This is a genomic window from Baia soyae (genome assembly GCF_004341445.1).
Lineage (GTDB): Bacteria > Bacillota > Bacilli > Thermoactinomycetales > Thermoactinomycetaceae > Baia > Baia soyae.
The window spans coordinates 38916-60448 of the sequence record NZ_SLXV01000006.1 but is presented as its reverse complement, the minus strand read 5'-3'; the positions used below and the strand labels follow the sequence as shown (position 1 = coordinate 60448).

Below are 21533 nucleotides of genomic sequence, written 5' to 3'. Positions count from 1 at the left end.
CTAGCTTTATTCGCTGATTGAGATGAGTTGTTGATTGAGTGCTTCTGTTGATTTATCTAGATAGGATGTCCCGGGGCATGTGTCTGACCACAGCTCAAATAGTGAGCCTGCACGGATGTGGAAAAGCAAGTCCGCTTCGTCCATCGAAGCTTCGGGCAAGTGGCAAAACTCGCAAAGAACGCTCAAACATTGCCACAAAACGCCCTTGCTTCGAAGAACTACGCTAAGTAGACTCACTAACATCGCAGTGGTCAGACACATTGCCCCTATTCCATCTCCATTATCTGATTAATAACAGACGGCGTGATTGGGTTTTATGACTAGATGACTGTAGTTAGAAGTTGCAATCATTTATGGATTTAGGTTGGTACAAAAAGCATACATTACACACGTCACTCAAACGGACTATCGACGAAATCGATCGGAAGAAGCTTTGGTGGTGAATGTGCCTTTGAACGCCACTTACAGAGCGGAGGCGGTTGGCGAAGGGAGGAAGCGAGCAACATGTTTGAGCGAATGCGAGTTTTGCTCGCGCCCGTAGCTAATTGCCGTAGCGGTCTTTTTACATCTGCGCAAGGCTTCAAGAGCACTGAACCCCCAAAGCTTCTCCGGTCGTTCTGTCAAAGCCCAATCAAAAGCCCTAACTCAAGCCCCATCCCATACATATAGAGATAGCGAGGAACCAACATGCCCCATCGCAAAGAACGCGAAATCTGGAGTGTATCTGAGCTTGTTTCTCACCTCTCAGGACTAGTAGACCGAGACGAGCGTAGTAAAGCGGTCTGGATTCAAGGTGAGATTACGAACTTTATTCATCACACTTCCAGTGGACACATGTATTTCTCCATTAAAGATCAATCTGCTAAGATGAAAGCTGTCATGTTTAAATGGTCGAGTCGCTTTCTACTCTTTAAGCCGAAGAATGGAGATCAAGTAACCATTCGTGGTGAGCTGTATGTGTACGAAAAAGACGGACAAGTACAGCTAAAAGTCTTAGAGATGAAGAATAGCGGGCAAGGGGATTTATATAGCAAATATCTTCAGCTAAAAGAACGCCTAGAGCTGGAAGGGTTATTTACACGCCCTAAGAGACAAATCCCAACGTATCCACGTCGTGTGGGGGTTATCACTTCGGCGCAAGGAGCGGTGGTTCGGGATATTATTACGACGATGAAGCGGCGTTATCCGCTTACTCAAATCGTGCTACTTCCTGTGGCGGTCCAAGGGATGCATGCCGTACGGGAGATATCAGAGGCGATTCTGGAGATGAATCGATTAGCTGATGTCGATGTATTAATCGTAGGACGAGGTGGCGGTTCGTTAGAGGAACTGTGGGCTTTTAACGAGGAAGTAGTGGTTCGTGCGATTGCCGAGTCATTGATCCCGATTATCTCAGCTGTGGGACATGAGACAGATAATACGCTGAGCGATTATGTAGCAGACCTCCGAGCGGCTACTCCGACTGCAGCAGCAGAGATGGTGGTCCCTGATTTTCAAGAGATCGCGCAACGGTTTGAATCTCTCCATACAAGGCTTTATCACTCCTCTATTAAGGTGATCGAAGGAAAGCGGAGTAAATTACATTCTGTACTCGAACGTCCTATTTTTCAAAAACCAGGGGAACGTCTGGAGCAGTATTCGCAAAGGCTTGACTATCTAGAACGTGATCTGCGTAGTTATGCACAGTCTAAGACAGCGAAAAGTGCTCTAAAGGTAGAACAGCTATCTTCACGACTATATAGGCTCCGTCCCCATCAATCTATTATCTCATACCAAGAGCAATTATCTCGATTATGCCGGGATCAACTTCGAGCGATGAATGCTACGATGGATCGAGAAGGGAATCGTTTGGAACGTAGTTTAGAAAAATTAGATGCCCTTAGCCCATTAAAAGTATTGAAACGAGGCTATTCGGTAGTGTATCGTTTTCATCAACCAGATTTAATCGCGTCTACTTCTCAAGTCAAACTAGGTGATTTATTAAAAGTACGCATGCAGGACGGAATTTTAAAATGCCAAGTATTTGGAACGGAGGAACAGGGCGATGAGTAATAATCAAAGTGTACAACCTTCTGAGCCCACTTCATTTGAAGAGGCGATGGAGCGCTTAGAGGCGGTTGTGAAACAATTGGAGCAAGGAGAAGTGCCTCTTGATCAAGCGATTTGTTTGTTTGCTGAAGGAAACCAATTAGCTTTTTTTTGTCGAGGAAAGTTAGATTGGGCGGAGCAACAAGTGGAGATGCTAGTTCAAGAAAACGGGGAGTGGAAAAAGAAACCTTTCCAAAATGAGGAGGAACTATAGACTGTGCCGACCATTCGTGATTACATACAGCAAAAAGCACAGCTCGTGCATGAAGAGCTAGATACATATACAAGCCATCTTACTGATATTCCGCAACCGTTGTTAGATTCCATGCGCTATTCGCTATTAGCAGGGGGGAAACGGATCAGGCCCGTCCTTGCACTTGCGACGGCAGAAGCGTTTGGAGTGGAGGCAGAGCGAATCCTTCCATTTGCCTGCGCAGTGGAGATGATTCACACCTATTCACTGATCCATGATGATCTGCCTAGCATGGATGATGATGATTATCGTCGTGGCAAATTAACGAATCATAAGGTTTATGGTGAAGCGATGGCGATCCTAGCAGGAGATGCTTTGCTTACGGAAGCGTTTGGCTTGTTGGCAGATGGAGCTACTCAGGCTCATTTACCTGTGCATACGGCGATGACTATCGTGCGAGAAGGAGCCGATTTAGCGGGTGCAAGGGGAATGGTTGGGGGACAAGTAAGTGATCTCTTAGCTGAAGATCGACAAATTGCTTTAGAAGATCTCCAGTCTATTCATAAACGGAAAACTGGCGATTTGATTGCATATTCGGTTCGCATGGGAGCTCGTGTGGCTGGGGTATCCCCAGGGGCGATGCACTTTTTGAGCCAATTTGCTTATGGAATTGGATTGGCCTTTCAGATTCAAGATGATATCTTAGATGTAATCGGTGACCAAGAGAAGATTGGGAAACGTGTGGGGAGTGATGAAGCGAATCACAAGTCGACGTACCCGTCATTATTAGGGCTGGAAGAATCGAAGAAGAAATTACATCACTGTATCTCCCAAGCAAAGATAGCGCTCATGAATATTCCAGATTGCAACCCGGGGAGACTAATGGAGATAGCTGATTACCTAATGTCACGTGATCGTTAGATTATGGTATAATAATAATTACGTTTAAAAAGAATGATATGTACATACATAGGGGATTTGATTGAGATCGTAACCGGTTCGAACCAAGATTCGTGACCGGCGTTTTTCTGATATGATCATTTCAACCAATAAAAAGTCAATTTAAATGCTATACTTTGTGCATAAAGAAACTAGAAAGAGAGGCGATCGCGATGCTCTTGGAGCAGATGCAATCACCAGACGACCTGAAAAAACTCCCAGTAGAAGAATTACCTAAGTTAGCGGAGGAAATTCGTCAATTTTTAATTGAAAGTTTATCAAAAACAGGCGGACATCTCGCCTCTAACCTAGGTGTAATAGAACTGACTATTGCTCTGCATTATTTATTCGATAGTCCGAAGGACAAGTTTTTATGGGATGTGGGTCACCAAGCGTATGTTCACAAATTATTGACAGGACGAATGGATCTTTTCCCAACGCTTCGTCAATACAAAGGCTTATGCGGTTTTCCTAAGATGAGCGAAAGTGAACATGATGTGTGGGAAACGGGACATAGTAGTACATCGTTATCGGGTGCGATGGGGATGGCGGCTGCACGTGATTTAAAAGGTGAAGATAATAAAGTGGTTGCCATCATTGGTGACGGAGCCTTGACAGGTGGTATGGCTCTCGAGGCGCTTAATCATATTGGGGAAGAGAAAAAAGACCTCATTGTGGTACTAAATGATAATGAAATGTCAATCAGTCCGAATGTTGGAGCGCTCCATAATTATCTAGGACGTCTACGCACTAACAAGACATACTCGAAAACCAAGCATGATCTGGAATCACTTATTAAAAAAATCCCTTCTGTGGGTACACCATTTGCCCATCTGCTTGAACGTGTCAAAGATAGTTTGAAATTCCTAGTTGTAGACGGAGTTTTATTTGAAACGTTGGGCTTCACCTATCTTGGCCCGATAGATGGCCATAATTTAACGGATCTAATGGAGTGCCTACGTCAAGCGGCGCATACTAAAGGTCCTGTACTAGTACACATTGTGACTCGTAAGGGGAACGGATACCAACCTGCTGAAGAGGATCAAGTGAACTATCACGGGGTTGGAACGTATAAGATCGAATCAGGAGCATTTGCCAAAAAATCCGGCGGACCAGTAGCCTACCCAGCTGTTTTTGGGGAGACGATGATCAAGTTAGCAGAAGAGAATCCAAAGATCGTAGCGATTTCTCCAGCCATGCTTACAGGATCAAAACTGGAGAAGTTCCAGAGGCGGTTCCCGGATCGCACATTTGATGTCGGGATTGCGGAACAACATGCTGGTACTTTTGCAGCGGGTATTGCTACGCAAGGGGTTATCCCTGTCTTTTCGATCTATTCGACCTTTTTACAACGTGCGTATGATCAAGTCGTTCATGATATTTGTCGGCAAAACTTACATGTCGTGTTTGCGATCGACCGCGCTGGATTTGTGGGAGAAGATGGCGAGACTCACCAAGGGATCTATGATATCGGCTTTATGCGTTCCCAGCCAAACATGGTGATGATGATGCCAAAAGATGAAAATGAGCTTCAACACATGCTCTATACAGCAACCGAATATGGAAAAGGACCAATTGCGGTTCGTTATTCGAAGGCAAACGGTACTGGAGTACAGATGGACGAAGAGTTTAAGCTCATTCCAATCGGGAAATCAGAAACCGTGCAAGATGGAGAAGATGTAGCCTTAGTAGCATTTGGGTCCATGGTTGAGCCAGCTATTCAAACAGCAGAATTACTTCAAAAACAAGGAATTAGCGCGAAAGTGGTTAATGCTCGGTTTGTGAAGCCATTGGATGAAGAAATGCTCTTATCTCTTTATCACGATCAGATGCCAATCGTTACAATGGAAGAAGGGGCCCTACAAGGTGGCTTCGGAAGTGCAGTGTTAGAGTTTTTTGCACAAAGAGAGATTTATGATGCAAAGGTAAAGTTACTTGCGATTCCAGATTACTTTGTAGAGCATGGAAGTATGGCTCAGCAGATGGAGGAAGTAGGACTAACGCCACCTCAAATTGCTGATCAAGTAACCCGCTTTGTAAAGAAAAAACAGGAAGTATAAGAGGATACGCAGTGAAAGAGCGAATTGATGTGTTACTCGTACAACAAGGTTTTTATGAAAGTCGCGTGCAAGCCCAGCGTGCCATTATGGCTGGGCTTGTCTTGGTTGAACAGGAGCGAATCGACAAGCCTGGGACTAAGGTGCCAGTAGATAAGACGATTACGATTAAAGGACAGGTTTCTCCTTATGTGAGCCGAGGTGGATTAAAGTTAGAGAAAGCGTTGCAGGTTTTTCCTACCTCTGTTCAAGATCAAGTCGTGCTAGATATCGGTGCTTCAACAGGTGGATTTACAGATTGTGCTCTGCAAAATGGTGCGAAACAGGTGTATGCGATCGATGTTGGGTATGGACAGCTAGCTTGGAAGATTCGTGAAGATTCCCGTGTGGTCGTCATGGAACGGACCAATTTTCGATATTTAGAAAAGAAGCAACTGACAGGTGAAGAGCCTACCTATGCTACGATAGATGTGTCGTTTATCTCTCTTTCTCATATTTTGCCCGTTTTACGGCAACTCTTGCCAGTTGGCGGAGAAACCATTGCCTTGGTAAAACCCCAATTTGAAGCGGGGAAAGAACAGATTGGGAAAAAGGGGATTGTAAAAGATCCTAAGATTCATGAGCAAGTATTATTGAAATTTGTGTTTACAGCCAACTCCAATGGATTTTCTGTAAAAGGGATTTCGGGTTCCCCTATTACAGGTGGAGAAGGAAATATTGAATTTATCAGCTTGCTTCAAAAACAAGAGACGCCTGTTCAAGAAGATTGGGCGACTCAAATTTCAAAAATCGTACAGGAAGTACATCAACGTTTTTCCTAAAAATAAAAAGGTTTCTTTTTCATGACTCCGAATTAGTAGGGGAAGGGGGAGGTGCGTATGACACGTTCCGGAGATCCGATCGTCTTATTCCTATTAGTTGGAGTCATCTTCTTCTTTTTCCTCAGAAAATGGTTTTCGTTTGCTTCGATGAAAGATTGGGTTTTTAATACTCGTCCTGATCCTGAACCGCTCAGGGGTGAAATCCCTTCGATCTTACAGGAAAATGGATACGAAGCGTATGCGGAAAAGCAGAAGATTCCCCTCCATATTAAAATCGGTGAAGAAAGCTTTGATAGCCGGATGTTTGTCGATGTATTTGCTACGGATGAGTATGGGAACCGTTATGCTGTGATCACCTCAAGGCGGAGGAGACCACTAAAAAAAGTAGGGGCTTCCTTACGAGATTCTTTTTTTGCTTCTTACTTATTAGCGAAGCCAATGGGTTTGCTTTATGTGGATGTAGAGGCGCGCAGTGTGCAGGAAATCACGTTTCAATATGAATTTCCTTCTCAGAAACGATCCCCTTTTCCGTGGAGCTATATCGTTGTGTTTGTATTAGGAATGCTTGTAGCATGGTCGATAACCAAATAGAAATGGGGTAGGAGTTGTGAAGCGAATCGGCATTATGATGAATGCCAGCAAACCACATGCTTTGCAGGTTGCGAAGGAATTAATGCAACTCCTCTGTGCGAAAAATGCGTTTGTGTTACTCGAGCAGGGCTTAGCAAGTGTGTTAGGCCGAGATGATTGCGGGATTCCGCTGAAAGAATTTCCCAATCGTGTGGAAATCGTATTTGTTCTAGGGGGAGATGGCACACTTTTAGGAGTGGGTCGTGAGTTAGCTGGGGCGAAGTTGCCAATACTAGGGATAAATACAGGGAACTTAGGTTTTTTGTCTGAGGCAGAGCCAGATAATCTAGGAAGTGCTGTAGATCGAGTCCTAAATAATGATTTTTGTATTGAAGAACGGATGATGATTGATGCAGAATGCATCCGAAAAGGAGAGATTGTTCATCGAGGAACCGCCTTTAATGATGTCGGGATCGCCAAGGGTTCATTTGGGAGAATCGTCAACTGTTCGGTTAGTATGGATGGGATGTTCTTAGGTAGTTACTCAGGTGACGGGATTATTGTCTCCACTCCTACTGGCTCTACAGCGTACTCATTATCTTGCGGTGGCCCGATTGTGTGGCCAGGGTTTCAAGCGATCTTGTTAACCCCGATCTGCCCACATACCCTTACTTCTCGGCCCATGGTGTTACCAGCAGAGAGTGAGTTAGAAGTACGAGTATCTGCTGCGCATCATGAGATGGGGATGACTATTGATGGACAAATTGGCTTTGAGATTCATGAGGGTGATTTGATTCGGATCAGAAGATCTCAAAATCAAACCTATTTAGTAAAGTGGAGAGAACGCTCCTTCTTTGAAGTAGTACGTAAAAAGCTTCATGGCGATGAGAAGGGTTAACTACAGGAGGTAACAACTGTGAAGGCGCAAAGGCACATTAAGATTCGGGATATCATTACCCACTGTGATATCGAAACACAAGACGAACTGGTGGAAGAATTAAAAAAAGCTGGATATAATGTAACTCAAGCAACGGTATCTCGTGATATTAAAGAATTACATCTGGTAAAAGTTCCTACCAATAGCGGCACATATAAATACTCTCTTCCGTTGGATAATCGTTTTAATCCCAACCAAAAATTGAAGAGAATGTTACAAGAAACATTTGTAGGGATCGATCATGCAGAAAATTTAATTGTCATGAAGACCCTACCCGGAAACGCTCAGGCTATTGGAGCTTTGATGGATAATTTAGAATGGGATGAGGTAATCGGAACCATTGCAGGTGATGATACCATCATGCTAATTGTACGTAATAAAGAACTAGTACCTACTATCGTTCAACGATTTTTAGATATGCTTTAGGAGACGATGAATATGATTCGGCAGTTATCAATTCGTCACTTTGCCATCATCGAAGAATTACATATTGATTTCTCTCATGGCTTTCATGCGTTGACAGGGGAGACAGGCGCTGGAAAGTCCATCTTAATCGATGCTCTTGGGCTAGTGATGGGGGGCCGGGCTTCTGCTGATTTCGTCCGTCATGGAAAAGAAAAAGCTGAAATTGAAGCTGTATTTGACTGTGAACTGAGTGAGCAGCTATCTGCCTTGTTTGAAGAGCAAGGCCTTGAGCTCGAAGAGGGCAGTTTATGGATTCGCCGAGAACTATTGGCAAATGGAAAAAGTAGTTGCCGGGTGAATGGTAGATTGGTTACGCTCGGGACTTTAAAACAAATAGGCTCTCATCTGATTGAAATTCATGGTCAGCACGAATACCAAAAATTAAATCAAATCGATATGCATCTTGAGTGGATTGACCAATATGGAGGAAATGAGCTTCTTACCACACGAGCAGAGTACCAAGAAAATTATGATAAATTTATTCAAATAGAGCGTAAATTAGCAAGATTAAATCAAGATGAACGAGAATGGGTACAACGTATCGACTTGTTAGAATATCAGTTGCAAGAGATTCGAGATACCCAGTTAATTTTGGGTGAAGATGAAGAATTAGAGATCGAGTGCCGAAAACTAGCGAATACGGAGAAATTAATGGCTCATGTCAGTCGTTCCTATCGCAGTTTATATGGGGAGCACCAAGGCTTAGATTTCCTTCAGCAAGCGTTATCAGAGCTAGCGAATGTGGCGGATCTGGATCCGAAGCTGCAAGTATTGCATGAACAATTGCTTAGCGTAGCCGACCAGTTAGATGAGATCATCCGAGACATGAGCAACTATCAAGATACGTTAGATTTTGATCCGAAGCGATTAGCGGAGGCTCAAGAGCGCGCTCACCATATCGGGCAACTAAAGCGTAAATACGGAGAAACGATCCCAGACATATTCGAGTATGAGGAATTAATTTCAGCAGAGCTATCACAACTATTGGACCGCGATGTGCACAGGGATGATTTGGAGAAGAATCAAGATCTGTACAAGGAACGTTTATTTGTACTCGCTTCGCAGATTACACAGCTTCGAAAGAAGGCAGCGCGTAAATTAGAAGTGGAAATGGAACGTGAATTGGCAGACCTGTATATGGGAGAGACTTTATTCCGGGTTCATTTTCACGCGGAAGAAAATGCGCAAAGACGGCTTACTCGTACAGGGCAAGATGGTGTCGAGTTTCTAATCGCTCCCAATTTGGGAGAACCGCTTCGTCCATTAGCAAAAATCGCTTCTGGCGGCGAGATGTCTCGAATCATGCTGGCACTTACCTGTATCTTTGCCGATGTGACGCAAGTTGATACACTGATTTTTGATGAAGTGGACACAGGAGTAAGCGGACGAGCCGCCCAAGCTATCGCAGAGAAAATCGCTTATATCGCAGGACGTTTTCAAGTGTTATGTGTGACCCATTTACCCCAAGTGGCCTGTATGGCGGACCATCATTATGGTATTTCGAAACAGAGCACAGTTACGTCTACCCGAGCCAAGATCGACCGTTTAGACCATTCTGGTCGTGTCTTAGAGCTAGCCAGAATGTTAAGTGGAGTAGAAGTCACGGATAAAACCAAAGACCACGCTACTGAGATGATTCGTTTGGCAAATGTGGTAAAAGAGAAGCGCTGGAGTATGCTGGTGGATTAACCAAAAACTGGTTTGCTCCAGAGACTGTGATTTTGATTCGATGGAAGCTTTTGAGTAACATAAACAGAGTTGATTGAGGTTACTTTAAACGTATGGTACAAGATGTAACTGTAATTGCTTGGGCTGGTGGTTTGGCGGGAAGCTCAGGAGAGTGATTCTTACGTGCGTAAAGACAGACAACGAATCAAATTTTTAGGTGTTCTCCTGGTGCTTCTCTTGGTAATGGGAAGTACATCTTCTCTTTTTCAACAATATTTCTCCTTTCCTCGAAATCAACACTTGATCCAAGGAAGGGAAGACCTCGTATTCTTGTCAATTCCCATCACGGCTACAGGTAATCCTGCTACTCCAAATGCCCTGCAAAGGAGTAATAGGTCCTCTGTGCAAACGATGGCAGGTCTTCAGAAAATAGGGGATTCTCCTGATGCGAAAGAGCATACTAAGCTACAGGTAATCCCGGGAGGACAGTCTATTGGGGTCAAATTAAAGTCGTCCGGTATTTTAGTTGTTGGACATCATCTGGTTTCAACAAAAGAGGGTGAGAAGTCTCCCGGTGAACAAGCAGATATTCATGTAGGAGACTACTTAGTTGAGATCAATGGACAACAAGTGAAAAGTACGCAAGATGTAGCAAAGGTTGTTAAAGATGCAGGAAATACAACGAAGTCGCTACAAATCGTGCTGAGACGTGATGACAAGCAATATAAAGTAGTCCTTCCCTTAGCGCTTGATGAGAAGGATCAACAATACCGAATGGGTCTATTCATCCGTGATTCTGCCGCGGGTGTGGGCACGCTTACGTTTTATGATCCCCAAAAGAAAGTGTATGGTGCACTTGGCCACATCATTTCTGATTTGGATACAGGACAGCCAATTCAAGTTGGAGATGGGAAAATCGTTCACTCCAATGTGACTTCGATTCAAAAGGGTGCTTCTGGTAAACCTGGAGAAAAGAGAGCGATCTTTTTTAACGAAGATCAGGTGCTAGGAAACATAAAAAGAAACACGCCTTTTGGTATTTTTGGGAGCATGGATGAAAAACTTTCGAATCAAGGTGAAGCGATTCCAGTCGGCTTCTCCGATGAAGTAAAGGAAGGTCCTGCGAAGATCTACACCGTTGTCGAAGGACAGAAGGTGGAGGAATTTGAAATTCAAATTACTCATGCCGTTAAGCAGAAATTTGCTGCCACAAAAGGACTTATCATTAAAGTGACGGATCCTCGTCTCCTAGCCAAAACGGGGGGTATTGTTCAAGGGATGAGCGGAAGTCCGATTATTCAAGATGGAAAGCTAGTGGGTGCTGTTACTCACGTTTTTGTAAATGATCCAAGCTCTGGATATGGAACTTATATCGAATGGATGTTAAAAGATGCAGGAGCATTAGAAAACCAATCAGCGGAGACCTTAACAGGTAGCCGCTTTTTGTTTCGTTATCAAAAAAATGGAAAAGTTAGGGAATTAAATATAAATAGAAGGAATGATTTGGTAAGTTGTCGAAAATGTACTCTATCCAGTTCTCGGGACAGGACCAACGAGGGGAGAAAGGTTATGAATCAAATACGAGTTGTATTAGCAGATGATAATCGAGAATTTACTGAGCTTGTCAAAGAGCATCTATCTTCACAACCTGATTTAGAAGTGGTTGGAGTAGCTTATAATGGCGGAGAGGTCATTGAAATTTTAAAAAAAGAGGTACCTGATGTACTCGTCCTCGATATTATCATGCCTCACTTAGATGGATTAGGCGTATTAGAGCAAATTCAAGAATTACAACTTCAACCGATGCCAAAGATTATTATGCTAACTGCATTTGGACAAGAAGAGGTTACGCAACGAGCTGTTTCATTGGGGGCATCTTACTATATCTTGAAGCCATTTGATATGGATGTTCTCACCGAGCGAATTCGGCAGATGAAAGGAGTAAGCAGTGTCATTCGCCCACGTACCAATGCAATGGCTGCTTCACTCTCACCCCGCTCCAATCATCTCGATGTGAGTATCACCAGTGTTATCCACGAAATTGGTGTACCTGCTCATATCAAAGGATATCTCTATTTACGAGAAGCGATTACGATGGTATATAACGAAGTTGATCTTCTGGGTGCGATTACGAAAACCTTATATCCCCGGATTGCAGAGAAATTTAAAACGACCCCAAGCCGAGTAGAACGCGCGATTCGTCACGCGATCGAAGTAGCTTGGAGCAGAGGAAACATGGATTCGATCCGTACCTTATTTGGCTACACGATCAATGTAAGCAAAGCAAAACCGACTAATAGCGAGTTTATCGCTATGGTTGCGGATAAATTGCGAATTGAGCATAAGGTGGGATAGGTTAGTTAATCCTGTCCAACATATAAAGACACACTTGAGTCCAAAGTGATTGGATTCAGGTGTGTTTTGGTTTGTAAAAACGTAAGGAGTGATAGAGTTGATCTATACGAGTGAAAAGCATGAGCGTGATTTTATTGACAAAAGACTTGACGAATATAACAGTTCACATGTTCCCATCAAAGCTTCCTCAATTGGATTTCATATCAAGGATTCTATCGGAAGTATTAGAGGCGGCATCAATGGAATTATCTACTGGAAGGAAAGTTGTTTGTTTATTACTGTTTTTTGGATTGATGAGAAAGATAGAAGGGGTGGATTGGGTTCAAACTTATTACGCCATATGGAAGGTGATGCGCGAGAAAAGGGTTGCCGCATGGCTCATCTAGATACCTTTGACTTTCAAGCAAAAGATTTTTATCTGAAAAATGGATATGAGATCTTTGGGATTCTAGATTACCCAGGTCAACATACAAGATATTACCTAAAAAAACGGCTTACCTAAGCTATTAATACATTGTATAAAAAAATTCATAAATTAAATGTATTGCTAACCGAAAAAGAGTATGATACATTCAAAATAACAACTTTATACGATCAAATGGGAGCCTGGAGATAGCCAAGCTGAGAGGGTGGAGAGCTCTGCCACCGACCAATAACCTGATCTGGATAATGCCAGCGTAGGGATGGACAAGATTCGCTTTTTATTTTTTAGCGGAACTTTTCTGATCTTGTAGACTTCTAATACTCGAAATTAGAAAGTCGTGCGCTATTGGCGTACGGCTTTTTTTATGCCTATGAAACTGGAATTCTAGGCCCTAGCTTGCGTATATGAGTTGATTTGGATGGATGAGAGGAGAAATGGACGTGAACGCATACCCATTTCCAGCTAGCAAGAAAGTTTATAAGCAGGGATCTCGATCAGACCTTCGTGTTCCGATGCGCGAAATCGCACTTTCACCCACTAACGATTGGCGCGGTGAAACAGAAAATGAGCCTGTTCAAGTGTATGATACCAGCGGTCCTTATACGGATCCGGAGGTAGTGATTGATATTAACAAAGGCCTATTTCCATTGCGACGTAACTGGATTTTAGAACGTGAGGATGTCGAAGAATACGAAGGACGCGAAATATTACCCATCGACAACGGTTATCGTTCTGAAGAAAAAGTGAATCAAGCTATTTTCCCCTCTAACCATATCAGACCATTACGTGCCCAAATAGGCCGAAATGTGACGCAGATGCATTATGCTAGACAAGGAATCATTACTCCAGAGATGGAGTTTATCGCTATACGTGAAAAAGTGAGTCCTGAGTTTGTACGTGAAGAAGTAGCGGTTGGACGAGCGATTATTCCGGCTAATATTAATCATCCTGAGCTAGAACCCATGATTATCGGCAAAAACTTCCACGTTAAGATTAATGCCAATATTGGGAACTCAGCAGTTAGCTCCTCCATTGAAGAAGAAGTGGAGAAAATGACATGGGCGACTCACTGGGGAGCAGATACCATTATGGATCTGTCTACCGGGAAGAACATTCACACCACTCGCGAATGGATCATTCGAAATGCTCCTGTACCTGTAGGCACGGTTCCGATCTATCAAGCACTGGAGAAAGTAAACGGAAAGCCAGAAGATCTCACTTGGGAAGTTTACCGGGATACCTTGATTGAGCAGGCGGAGCAAGGAGTCGATTATTTCACCATTCATGCAGGAGTAAAGATTGCTTATATACCGCTTACTGCAAAGCGAGTGACTGGAATCGTTTCCCGCGGGGGTTCGATCATGGCGGCGTGGTGTTTGGCTCATCATCAAGAGAGCTTCCTTTATACCCATTTCCGTGAAATCTGCGAGATCCTAAAAGAGTATGATATTTCGATCTCACTTGGAGATGGACTACGACCTGGCTCTATTGCAGACGCGAATGATGAAGCTCAATTTGCCGAATTAGATACGCTTGGGGAATTGACCAAGATTGCTTGGGAATACGATGTGCAAGTGCTCATTGAAGGCCCGGGGCACGTCCCGATGCATAAGATCAAGGAAAATGTAGATATACAGCAGGAAGTTTGTCAGGAAGCGCCTTTCTATACACTTGGACCTCTTACGACCGATATTGCTCCTGGATATGATCATATCACTTCCGCGATCGGTGCCGCGATGATTGGATGGTTTGGGACTGCAATGCTTTGTTACGTAACACCGAAGGAACATTTGGGGCTACCTAATAAAAATGATGTGAAAGAAGGGGTCATTGCTTATAAAATCGCGGCCCATGCTGCTGATCTTGCAAAAGGGCACCCTGGAGCACAAGTAAGAGATGATGCTTTATCCAAGGCTCGATTTGAGTTCCGTTGGGTAGATCAATTTAATCTTTCGTTAGACCCAGAGCGAGCTCATCAATTCCACGATGAGACATTGCCTGCCGAACCAGCTAAAACCGCTCATTTCTGTTCGATGTGTGGTCCGAAGTTTTGTAGCATGAGAATTACGCAAGACATTAGACAATACGCGGAGCAGAAGGGCCTTAGCTTAGAGGATGCGATGCAGGAAGGAATGAAAGAAAAAGCAGAAGACTTTCAAGAGAGTGGCGGTAAAATTTACAGTTAACAAGGCTAGGAGTGATCGGGATGAGGTTGCATTTGATTACACCTGAGAACAGTTCATTTCAAACTTTGATTACGACGATACCGCCTATGCAAGATGATTTTGATATGCTTCATCTGCGCCTCCACTATTTTTCAGATCAGAAATTACTTTCCCTTGTGAAAGAGCTGAGAAGTAAATCCTTTCCAGACTCCAAAATCATTCTTCATGACCGCCCGCATCTGGTTGCCGAACTGGGGCTACCTCATGTGCAAATTGGCTTTCGAAGCCCCCGATTTGAAGTAGTGAAGAAGCGTTACCCTTTCTTGCAAATCGGTGTCTCCGTACATTCGCTCATGGAAATGGAGCAGGCAAAAGAAGCAGAATTCTTCATGCTTGGTCATATTTATCAAACTGCTTCCAAGCCCAATAAACAGCCGCTGGGCGAAAAAGAAGCAAAGCAAATCATTGAAGCCGTCCATCAACCTGTCATTGCGATTGGCGGGATACAGCCTGCTCATATCGCACCCTTACATCAGATTGGCTTCCACGGAGTTGCGGTGATGGGTGGAATTCTAAATGCGGACAAGCCTGTGGAAGCACTCGCTTCTTATAACCGAGCAAGGGGGGAACTGGATGTATGATGTGATTATCGTGGGTGGTGGGGTCATCGGGGCTTCGATTGCGTACCATCTGTCTCGATTTCAGAAACGAATCCTGGTAATCGAACGAGATAAAGTCGGTTCTCATGCTTCATCCGCAGCTGCAGGCATGTTAGGTGCACAAGTGGAGTTGAAGCCGGATAATCCGTTGTTTCATCTAGCAAGAGCGAGTCAATTACGTTTTGTGGATTTGGTTGAGCAATTAGAGAATGTGACTGAAGAAAAGCTTCACTTAAACCAAAATGGCATAATCCGCCTTGCTCGTACAGATGAAGAGTTGATGGAGTTAGCTGAACTACATCAGGCTCAGTCCGCAATAGGGCTTTCAAGCCAGCTTCTCACCTATGATCAAATTTGTAATCGGGTACGCGGTGTTTCTCCGGCGGTCAAAGGAGGAATCCATGTTTCAGATGGACAGTTAGAAGCAGTTCGTCTTGCACCATTATTGATGAAGGTGGCACAGGAGCGGGGAGTCGAAGTGTATGAAAACACAACCGTTCTGTCGCTCGAAATTCATCATAATGAAATTCGTGGTGTTAACACGACAAGTGGACAGTATTTCGCTGAAACGGTTGTATTAGCAGGAGGAGCTTGGACGAATGATTTATTACCTGATGAGTATCACATTCCGCTCTATCCTGTGAAAGGAGATGCTTTTTCTCTTCGACTTCCCGAGATGGAGCTTATGCATACTCTTTACACCAAGGATTGTTACATTGTTCCTAAATCAGGAAATCGTTTGCTAGTAGGTGCCACAGAATCCCCGTATGAATGGGACCCTGTTGTGAGGATGGAAGAGTTATTCAAGCTCTTTCTAAATGCTTCTAAGATATATCCACCTGTTCTCGATGGAGAGATTGAAAAGACTTGGTCAGGAATAAGGCCGCAAACAAAGGATGGTCTTCCTTATCTAGGTTTAGATCCTGATCTTCCTGGACTTATTTATGCAACCGGACATTATCGAAATGGAATTTTACTCAGTGCGATTACAGGTGAAATCGTAACGGACCTCATTGTCCACGGGAAGAGTTCATTTGACTTACAGCCATTTGCACCAGAGAGATGGAGGAATAAACATGCTATATCTGAATGATTCATTACGAGAATTTACTCCTATGCCCGAAACAATCGAACAGCTTCTCATCCAACTCAGCTTGGAAAAAAAGCGACTCATCATTGAACATAATGGCACCGTTATTTTACCTGAACAATATAAAGATACTTTGCTTTCAGATCGAGATCGAATTGAAATGATTCATTTTGTGGGAGGTGGCTAAACATGTTACAAATTGGACCTTATTCCTTTCAATCCCGTTTATTACTCGGGACAGGTAAATTTCCCGATGCTCAAACACAAAACCAAGCGATTGAGATATCAGAATCGGAAATTCTAACCTTTGCGGTTCGTAAATTACCCTTAAATAATCCAGATGCGCCTAACTTCTTGGAATCCATTGATTTAGAGAGATTTCATTTGCTTCCTAATACAGCTGGAGCGAAAACAGCCGAGGAAGCGGTACGAATCGCTAGACTGGCTCATCAATCAGGATTATGTCATATGATCAAAGTAGAAGTGATTGGCGACGATCGTACTCTGTTGCCCGATCCAATAGAAACCCTACGAGCCTGTGAACAATTGTTGGAGGATGGGATGATTGTATTGCCATACACTTCGGATGATGTGGTACTCGCTCGCAGACTTCAGGAGCTTGGCGTACATGCAATCATGCCCGCAGGAAGCCCGATTGGATCTGGGATGGGGCTACTTAATCCACTTCATCTCTCATTTATCATCGAACAGGCTACCGTTCCAGTCATTCTCGATGCTGGGATCGGGGGTCCAGCGGATGCTGCGCTAGCGATGGAACTGGGAGCAGATGGAGTGTTGTTAAATACAGCCGTATCAGGGGCACAAGATCCTGTCAAAATGGCACTTGCCATGAAATATGCGGTCATGTCTGGCAGAATGGGCTTTGAAGCAGGGAGAATCTCCAAACGTCCTTATGCGACAGCAAGCAGTCCGGAGAGCGGAATCCCTGTATGATAACAGGAAGGTATTCGAGGCAAGAACGGTTTCAACCAATCGGTGCCCATGGACAAGCACTCCTAAAGAAGAAGCATGTTCTCATCATTGGGATGGGGGCCTTAGGAAGTTCGCTGTCTGAGATGCTTACTCGTGCAGGGATTGGGACGATTACGATTGTGGATCGTGACTATGTGGATCTGAGCAACTTACAACGTCAAACTTTGTATACAGAGCAGGACGAAGCAGAAACGTTACCCAAAGTGATTGCGGCTAAAAATCGGTTGGAACAGATTAATTCAGATGTGACCATTCATGCCCATGTGAGTGATGTTACAGCTGATAATATCTTCTCCTTCGTGAAGCAAGTGGACCTTATCTTCGATGCCACCGATAACTTTGAAGCTAGGTTTCTAATTAATGATATAGCGCAAAAGCAGCAAATTCCGTGGATTTATGGAGCTTGTGTAGGAAGTTATGGAGTCACTTATAGCATCCTCCCAAGGATTACTCCTTGTTTACGATGCCTACTAGGAGACGACCAAGTCCAGAGTGAAACCTGTGATACAGCAGGCATTATCGCCCCAGCTGTACAGATGGTCGTGGCGGAGCAAGTCACAGAAGCATTTAAAATATTACTTGGTCAGACCGAATATTTACGCCAAAAGCTGTACTCATTCGATGTTTGGAAGAATGAAGTTTCTTCCGTTCAAGTCGGGCATTTGAGGCAGGAGGACTGCCCATCTTGTGGCCAAAATGCAACCTATCCAGCTCTTCAAACAGAACACGGAGCTAAAATAACGGCTCTTTGTGGAAGAGATACCGTTCAAATTCGATCCCTTTCCCATCAGGACTTTGATCTAACTCGATTACAACAACTGATCAAGAGAGAAGCAGAGCACATACATGTGAATGACTACTTGCTTACTTTTAAATTGAATCCATACCGATTTGTCGTATTCCGAGATGGTCGTGTACTCATCCACGGCACCCACGATGTAGAAATAGCGAACCATTTATATCAAAAATATATTGCTGTTCATAGCTAAAAGGAAAAAGGAACAAGCCCGTGAGAAGGAGCTTGTTCTTTTTTGTTTGATGGATTTAACGATCAAAAGATCTTCTTTTTCCCCCGCTCATCCTTCAAAATATCCACAGCCTCTCGGAAGCGTTGGGAGTGGACGATTTCTCTTTCCCTTAAAAACTTCAGGGAGTCATTTAGATCGGGATCATCCGATTGATCGATAATCCACTGATAAGTCGCCCGTGCCTTCTCCTCCGCAGCGATATCCTCATACAAGTCAGCGATAGGATCACCCTTCGCTTGTATATAAGCGGCTGTAAAGGGTACGCCAGCAGAATTATTGTAAAATAAGGCACTATCATGGGCCACATAATGCGAATCAAGCCCCGCGGCTTTTAATTGCTCTGGAGTGGCGTCCTTTGTTAGTTTACAGATTATTCCTTTTTTGATACTATTCTGTTATAGTAATCATGCAAATTAAACTATTAAGCAACAAGGGGTTAGGGAATGGAAGCAAAGAAAATAGTTGCTGTATATGTTCGTAAGTCTAGAGAAGAAGAAACCGAAGACACTTTACAACGACAACAATCTGTTCTTATTGATTTATGCGAACGTAACCATTGGAAATATGATGTTTATAAAGAGGTCGGAAGTTCTCAAGAACTCGATCGACCAGAACTTCAAAAGATGATTTCAAGAATCAAACTTTTTCATTATGATGCCGTTGTTTCTGCCGACCAAGACCGTTTGAGTCGTAGTGTAGGTCATTTAGATCAAATAAAACAAATCTTAGTGAATGCAGGTTGCTTATTTGTTACTCCTTCGAGAGTATACGACTTTAGAAAAGACGATGATGATTTTATCTCGGATATTCAAAGTGTTCTTTCTAAGCAAGAATACCAGAAAATCAAAGCTCGTCTTATTAGAGGATCTAGGCAATCAGCCCGTGATGGTAACTGGTTAGGGAAAAAATCTCCGATTGGATACAAATATAATCGAGATACCAAGCGGTTAGAAGTCTCAGAAGATGCCCCCGTTATGAAGGAAATGTTTGACCTGTACATAGCTGGACTGTCTACTAAGGATATAGCGTATAAGTTCACACAGGAAACAGTCAAAACCACAATGAATATGCTGTGGTCTTCTGCTAGTGTGTCAAGATTGCTTTCCAATGTTGTGTATGCTGGACACTCTTTATATGGAAAGACAATCCAAAAGACGGTTGATGGAAGACGTACCATAACATATGCAGATAAATCCGAGCAGATTTTAGTTGAGAATACGCACGAATCCATTGTATCTCAAGAGCTATTTAATCAAGTTCAACAGCTAAAGAAAGATCGAAATAGTAGACCACCATCATTGAGACTAGGAAAGCATAAGTTTAGCGGACTGATTCGCTGTGGTCTATGTGGGGCCATTCATTCATTTCAAGGGAGTAGATACGGAGGTAAGCGGATCGCATCTTGTCAAACGAGGATATATAGTAGTGGGGATGATTACACCGTTTGCAAAAACAGTGGAGCAAAGCTGTCGCAGTTTGAAGAGCTATTCTATATGTATTTCTCCCAGCATGTAAAACAGCTAGAACAGTACGTTGGTTTGATAAGAGAACATGATTTGAACGATTCACCAGACTATACACAAGAGCTAGAATCAAAGCAAAAACAAATTACAAAGTTAAATAACGATATTAAACGAATTCAACAAGGGTTCATGTTGGAGATTTTCACACAGGGTGAGGCAAGAGAGCAAATTTACCAAGCCAAACAACAGATCAAGACACTAGAGGAGCAAGTCGATGAGCTCAAAGAACAAGGAAATATCACAGAGTTAGACAGAGTGGAAGTAACACTTGAGAAAATGAGTCGATTCCTCACGCACGGAGACAAACTTCCAGAACGTGAAGTGAACACGATTTTAAGAGAGTTGGTAGAAGTTATCGTGTATACTAAGATCGGTAAAGAATTTGATATAAAAATTGTTATGAAGTGATGAGAGCAGAATGAGGCGTGATTTTAGTCACGCTTTTTTGATATAACAGCTCTACAGGATTGAAATGAGGTACAAAATTGAAATACAAAGATTTGTTGGGGATAAAGGAGTATATCGAATTCAATGGGCTAACTGAATTTGAAACAAATACACTCAGTATGTACTTTAGTAGACATAAAGCAAGTGAAATTCCTGAAGACTTTATTTCAGTTCATACATTTGCTTCTAATGATTATCCAGGTCCATTCTTACACTACGGCTTCATATGCTTGAATCATATAATTAACTCGAGATGAGCGAATCTGCTAACAGAAATATCCAGTTCCAATAGACAGACTACGGCTAGGCCGCATTCAGTTGCTTTTTTATACAACTAAGCGGAATGCCTAAACGGCATTGCGAATAAATCCATTCGATCATGCCTGCAAATCGCACACAAGATCAATTTTGCTTTTTCCAGCTTTATCATATCGTAGAAAAGCGTAAGGAAGACGGAGTTTTCCGCATTGGAAAAGTACGACAATAACTTGATGACTCCAGATGCAACGCCCTTCTTTATGGGAGAAGTGAAACTCAGCATTTGGAATGGACGACGTCGCCTGTGACGAAGGCTTTGTCTTCTTGCAGAGGGTATCATCAACAGTTACATGGATGGGGAATTACGTTTGTTCTGCTTCTTTGTAGATCTGACGTAACACATCACTTTGAGATTTTTTAAGAAGCCAATCTTCTTGCCATTTTCCGTGTTGAAGAAAATGCCCTAAAGTGGTGCGATGGTGCAATCATGGCTGGAGCCATGAATATCTGTAAGTGTCCCTGAAAAACCTTTTTGCGTCACGCCATCTATGAAATGAATCATATGCTCCAAAGCAGGTTTACTGTAATATAAATTGAATTTCTTTCTCTGTAAGTACTGGTTGATTGTTTCGTGATGTGGTAGTCTGACGTTACGAGACATGTTTTATCTCCTTCACAAAGTTATTTGGCGGGAACCACTAACTTCTACACAGGGGGTACCATGTCTTTCTTTTTGATCATTTGTAAATTATTTCCAGTGAATTTGCTCATCTCGAGTTATAATTTATAAGATTATAATTAGAAATTTCATTGTTATTAGAAATTAAATAAAGTAGAATGTGTAAAAACAATC

At 43.0% G+C, this 21533-nt stretch carries 21 protein-coding genes, 1 pseudogene and 1 riboswitch; of the genes and pseudogenes, 18 read left to right on the top strand and 4 right to left on the bottom strand.

The window, feature by feature from the left end; all coding sequences use genetic code 11:
* Positions 1-6 precede the first annotated feature (6 nt).
* Both EDD57_RS14305 and EDD57_RS03425 read right to left on the bottom strand, forming a co-directional pair.
* Entirely contained in the window at positions 7-159 is a 153-nt protein-coding gene (locus tag EDD57_RS14305; RefSeq protein WP_165873651.1) for a hypothetical protein, read from the bottom strand.
* Positions 160-392: 233 nt separating this feature from the next.
* Positions 393-584 carry a hypothetical protein gene (locus EDD57_RS03425; protein ID WP_131848086.1) on the bottom strand — a complete coding sequence of 64 codons (192 nt, stop codon included), beginning with the start codon at positions 582-584 and terminating at the stop codon, positions 393-395.
* A gap of 103 nt (positions 585-687) precedes the next feature.
* Here EDD57_RS03425 and xseA point away from each other — a divergent pair, with 103 nt between their 5' ends.
* The 17 genes from xseA (at position 688) to EDD57_RS03335 (ending at position 18413) form a co-directional block, all read left to right on the top strand.
* Positions 688-2052, top strand: a complete 1365-nt coding sequence (gene xseA, locus EDD57_RS03420) for an exodeoxyribonuclease VII large subunit (protein ID WP_131848085.1) — start codon at positions 688-690, stop codon at positions 2050-2052.
* Complete coding sequence (gene xseB, locus EDD57_RS03415) at positions 2045-2302, top strand: exodeoxyribonuclease VII small subunit (RefSeq protein ID WP_131848084.1); 258 nt, start codon at positions 2045-2047, stop codon at positions 2300-2302. The genes xseA and xseB overlap by 8 nt, the downstream gene beginning before the upstream one ends.
* A gap of 3 nt (positions 2303-2305) precedes the next feature.
* Positions 2306-3202 carry a polyprenyl synthetase family protein gene (locus EDD57_RS03410; RefSeq protein WP_165873650.1) on the top strand — a complete coding sequence of 299 codons (897 nt, stop codon included), beginning with the start codon at positions 2306-2308 and terminating at the stop codon, positions 3200-3202.
* A gap of 191 nt (positions 3203-3393) precedes the next feature.
* Positions 3394-5280, top strand: coding sequence for a 1-deoxy-D-xylulose-5-phosphate synthase (gene dxs / locus EDD57_RS03405; RefSeq protein WP_131848083.1), 1887 nt, complete (start codon positions 3394-3396; stop codon positions 5278-5280).
* 11 nt (positions 5281-5291) lie between these two features.
* Positions 5292-6098, top strand: coding sequence for a TlyA family RNA methyltransferase (locus EDD57_RS03400; RefSeq protein WP_243649425.1), 807 nt, complete (start codon positions 5292-5294; stop codon positions 6096-6098).
* Positions 6099-6155: 57 nt separating this feature from the next.
* Complete coding sequence (locus EDD57_RS03395; protein WP_131848081.1) at positions 6156-6689, top strand: hypothetical protein; 534 nt, start codon at positions 6156-6158, stop codon at positions 6687-6689.
* A gap of 16 nt (positions 6690-6705) precedes the next feature.
* Positions 6706-7566 carry an NAD(+)/NADH kinase gene (locus EDD57_RS03390; RefSeq protein ID WP_131848080.1) on the top strand — a complete coding sequence of 287 codons (861 nt, stop codon included), beginning with the start codon at positions 6706-6708 and terminating at the stop codon, positions 7564-7566.
* 18 nt (positions 7567-7584) lie between these two features.
* Positions 7585-8031: a transcriptional regulator AhrC/ArgR gene (gene ahrC / locus EDD57_RS03385; RefSeq protein ID WP_131848079.1), complete on the top strand. Its 447-nt coding sequence runs from the start codon at positions 7585-7587 to the stop codon at positions 8029-8031.
* Between the two features lie 12 nt (positions 8032-8043).
* Entirely contained in the window at positions 8044-9759 is a 1716-nt protein-coding gene (gene recN / locus EDD57_RS03380; protein WP_131848078.1) for a DNA repair protein RecN, read from the top strand.
* Positions 9760-9921: 162 nt separating this feature from the next.
* Entirely contained in the window at positions 9922-12093 is a 2172-nt protein-coding gene (gene spoIVB / locus EDD57_RS15100; RefSeq protein ID WP_424205278.1) for a SpoIVB peptidase, read from the top strand.
* 97 nt (positions 12094-12190) lie between these two features.
* On the top strand, positions 12191-12595 hold the full coding sequence (locus EDD57_RS03365) for a GNAT family N-acetyltransferase (protein ID WP_243649424.1): 405 nt from the start codon (positions 12191-12193) through the stop codon (positions 12593-12595).
* A gap of 86 nt (positions 12596-12681) precedes the next feature.
* Positions 12682-12794: riboswitch (TPP riboswitch) on the top strand.
* Positions 12795-12957: 163 nt separating this feature from the next.
* On the top strand, positions 12958-14703 hold the full coding sequence (thiC, locus tag EDD57_RS03360) for a phosphomethylpyrimidine synthase ThiC (RefSeq protein WP_243649423.1): 1746 nt from the start codon (positions 12958-12960) through the stop codon (positions 14701-14703).
* 20 nt (positions 14704-14723) lie between these two features.
* Positions 14724-15323, top strand: coding sequence for a thiamine phosphate synthase (locus EDD57_RS03355; RefSeq protein WP_131848075.1), 600 nt, complete (start codon positions 14724-14726; stop codon positions 15321-15323).
* Entirely contained in the window at positions 15316-16434 is a 1119-nt protein-coding gene (gene thiO, locus EDD57_RS03350; RefSeq protein WP_165873649.1) for a glycine oxidase ThiO, read from the top strand. Before EDD57_RS03355 ends, thiO begins: the two co-directional genes overlap by 8 nt.
* The gene (thiS, locus tag EDD57_RS03345) at positions 16418-16618 is read left to right on the top strand and encodes a sulfur carrier protein ThiS (RefSeq protein WP_131848073.1); all 201 of its coding nucleotides are present in this window, start codon (positions 16418-16420) and stop codon (positions 16616-16618) included. Before thiO ends, thiS begins: the two co-directional genes overlap by 17 nt.
* 2 nt (positions 16619-16620) lie before the next feature.
* On the top strand, positions 16621-17385 hold the full coding sequence (locus EDD57_RS03340; RefSeq protein WP_131848072.1) for a thiazole synthase: 765 nt from the start codon (positions 16621-16623) through the stop codon (positions 17383-17385).
* The gene (locus EDD57_RS03335; protein WP_131848123.1) at positions 17385-18413 is read left to right on the top strand and encodes a ThiF family adenylyltransferase; all 1029 of its coding nucleotides are present in this window, start codon (positions 17385-17387) and stop codon (positions 18411-18413) included. The genes EDD57_RS03340 and EDD57_RS03335 overlap by 1 nt, the downstream gene beginning before the upstream one ends.
* Before the next feature lie 62 nt (positions 18414-18475).
* On the opposite strand, the pseudogene EDD57_RS03330 reads toward EDD57_RS03335, so the two are convergent.
* Positions 18476-18826 (bottom strand): annotated as a pseudogene (locus EDD57_RS03330) (manganese catalase family protein); the annotation flags it as partial.
* A gap of 69 nt (positions 18827-18895) precedes the next feature.
* Here EDD57_RS03330 and EDD57_RS03325 point away from each other — a divergent pair.
* Positions 18896-20383, top strand: coding sequence for a recombinase family protein (locus EDD57_RS03325; RefSeq protein WP_131848071.1), 1488 nt, complete (start codon positions 18896-18898; stop codon positions 20381-20383).
* A 760-nt stretch (positions 20384-21143) separates the two neighbouring features.
* On the opposite strand, the gene EDD57_RS03315 is transcribed toward EDD57_RS03325, so the two are convergent.
* Entirely contained in the window at positions 21144-21341 is a 198-nt protein-coding gene (locus EDD57_RS03315; protein ID WP_131848069.1) for a hypothetical protein, read from the bottom strand.
* Positions 21342-21533: the final 192 nt, after the last annotated feature.

Coding starts and splice junctions, on each gene's coding strand:
- thiS (WP_131848073.1), top strand. CDS start 16,418: ATGCTATATCTGAATGATTCATTACGAGAATTTACTCCTATGCCCGAA.
- EDD57_RS03325 (WP_131848071.1), top strand. CDS start 18,896: ATGGAAGCAAAGAAAATAGTTGCTGTATATGTTCGTAAGTCTAGAGAA.
- EDD57_RS03340 (WP_131848072.1), top strand. CDS start 16,621: ATGTTACAAATTGGACCTTATTCCTTTCAATCCCGTTTATTACTCGGG.
- EDD57_RS03315 (WP_131848069.1), bottom strand. CDS start 21,341: ATGTCTCGTAACGTCAGACTACCACATCACGAAACAATCAACCAGTAC.
- xseB (WP_131848084.1), top strand. CDS start 2,045: ATGAGTAATAATCAAAGTGTACAACCTTCTGAGCCCACTTCATTTGAA.
- dxs (WP_131848083.1), top strand. CDS start 3,394: ATGCTCTTGGAGCAGATGCAATCACCAGACGACCTGAAAAAACTCCCA.
- EDD57_RS03355 (WP_131848075.1), top strand. CDS start 14,724: ATGAGGTTGCATTTGATTACACCTGAGAACAGTTCATTTCAAACTTTG.
- recN (WP_131848078.1), top strand. CDS start 8,044: ATGATTCGGCAGTTATCAATTCGTCACTTTGCCATCATCGAAGAATTA.
- EDD57_RS03395 (WP_131848081.1), top strand. CDS start 6,156: ATGACACGTTCCGGAGATCCGATCGTCTTATTCCTATTAGTTGGAGTC.
- thiO (WP_165873649.1), top strand. CDS start 15,316: ATGTATGATGTGATTATCGTGGGTGGTGGGGTCATCGGGGCTTCGATT.
- xseA (WP_131848085.1), top strand. CDS start 688: ATGCCCCATCGCAAAGAACGCGAAATCTGGAGTGTATCTGAGCTTGTT.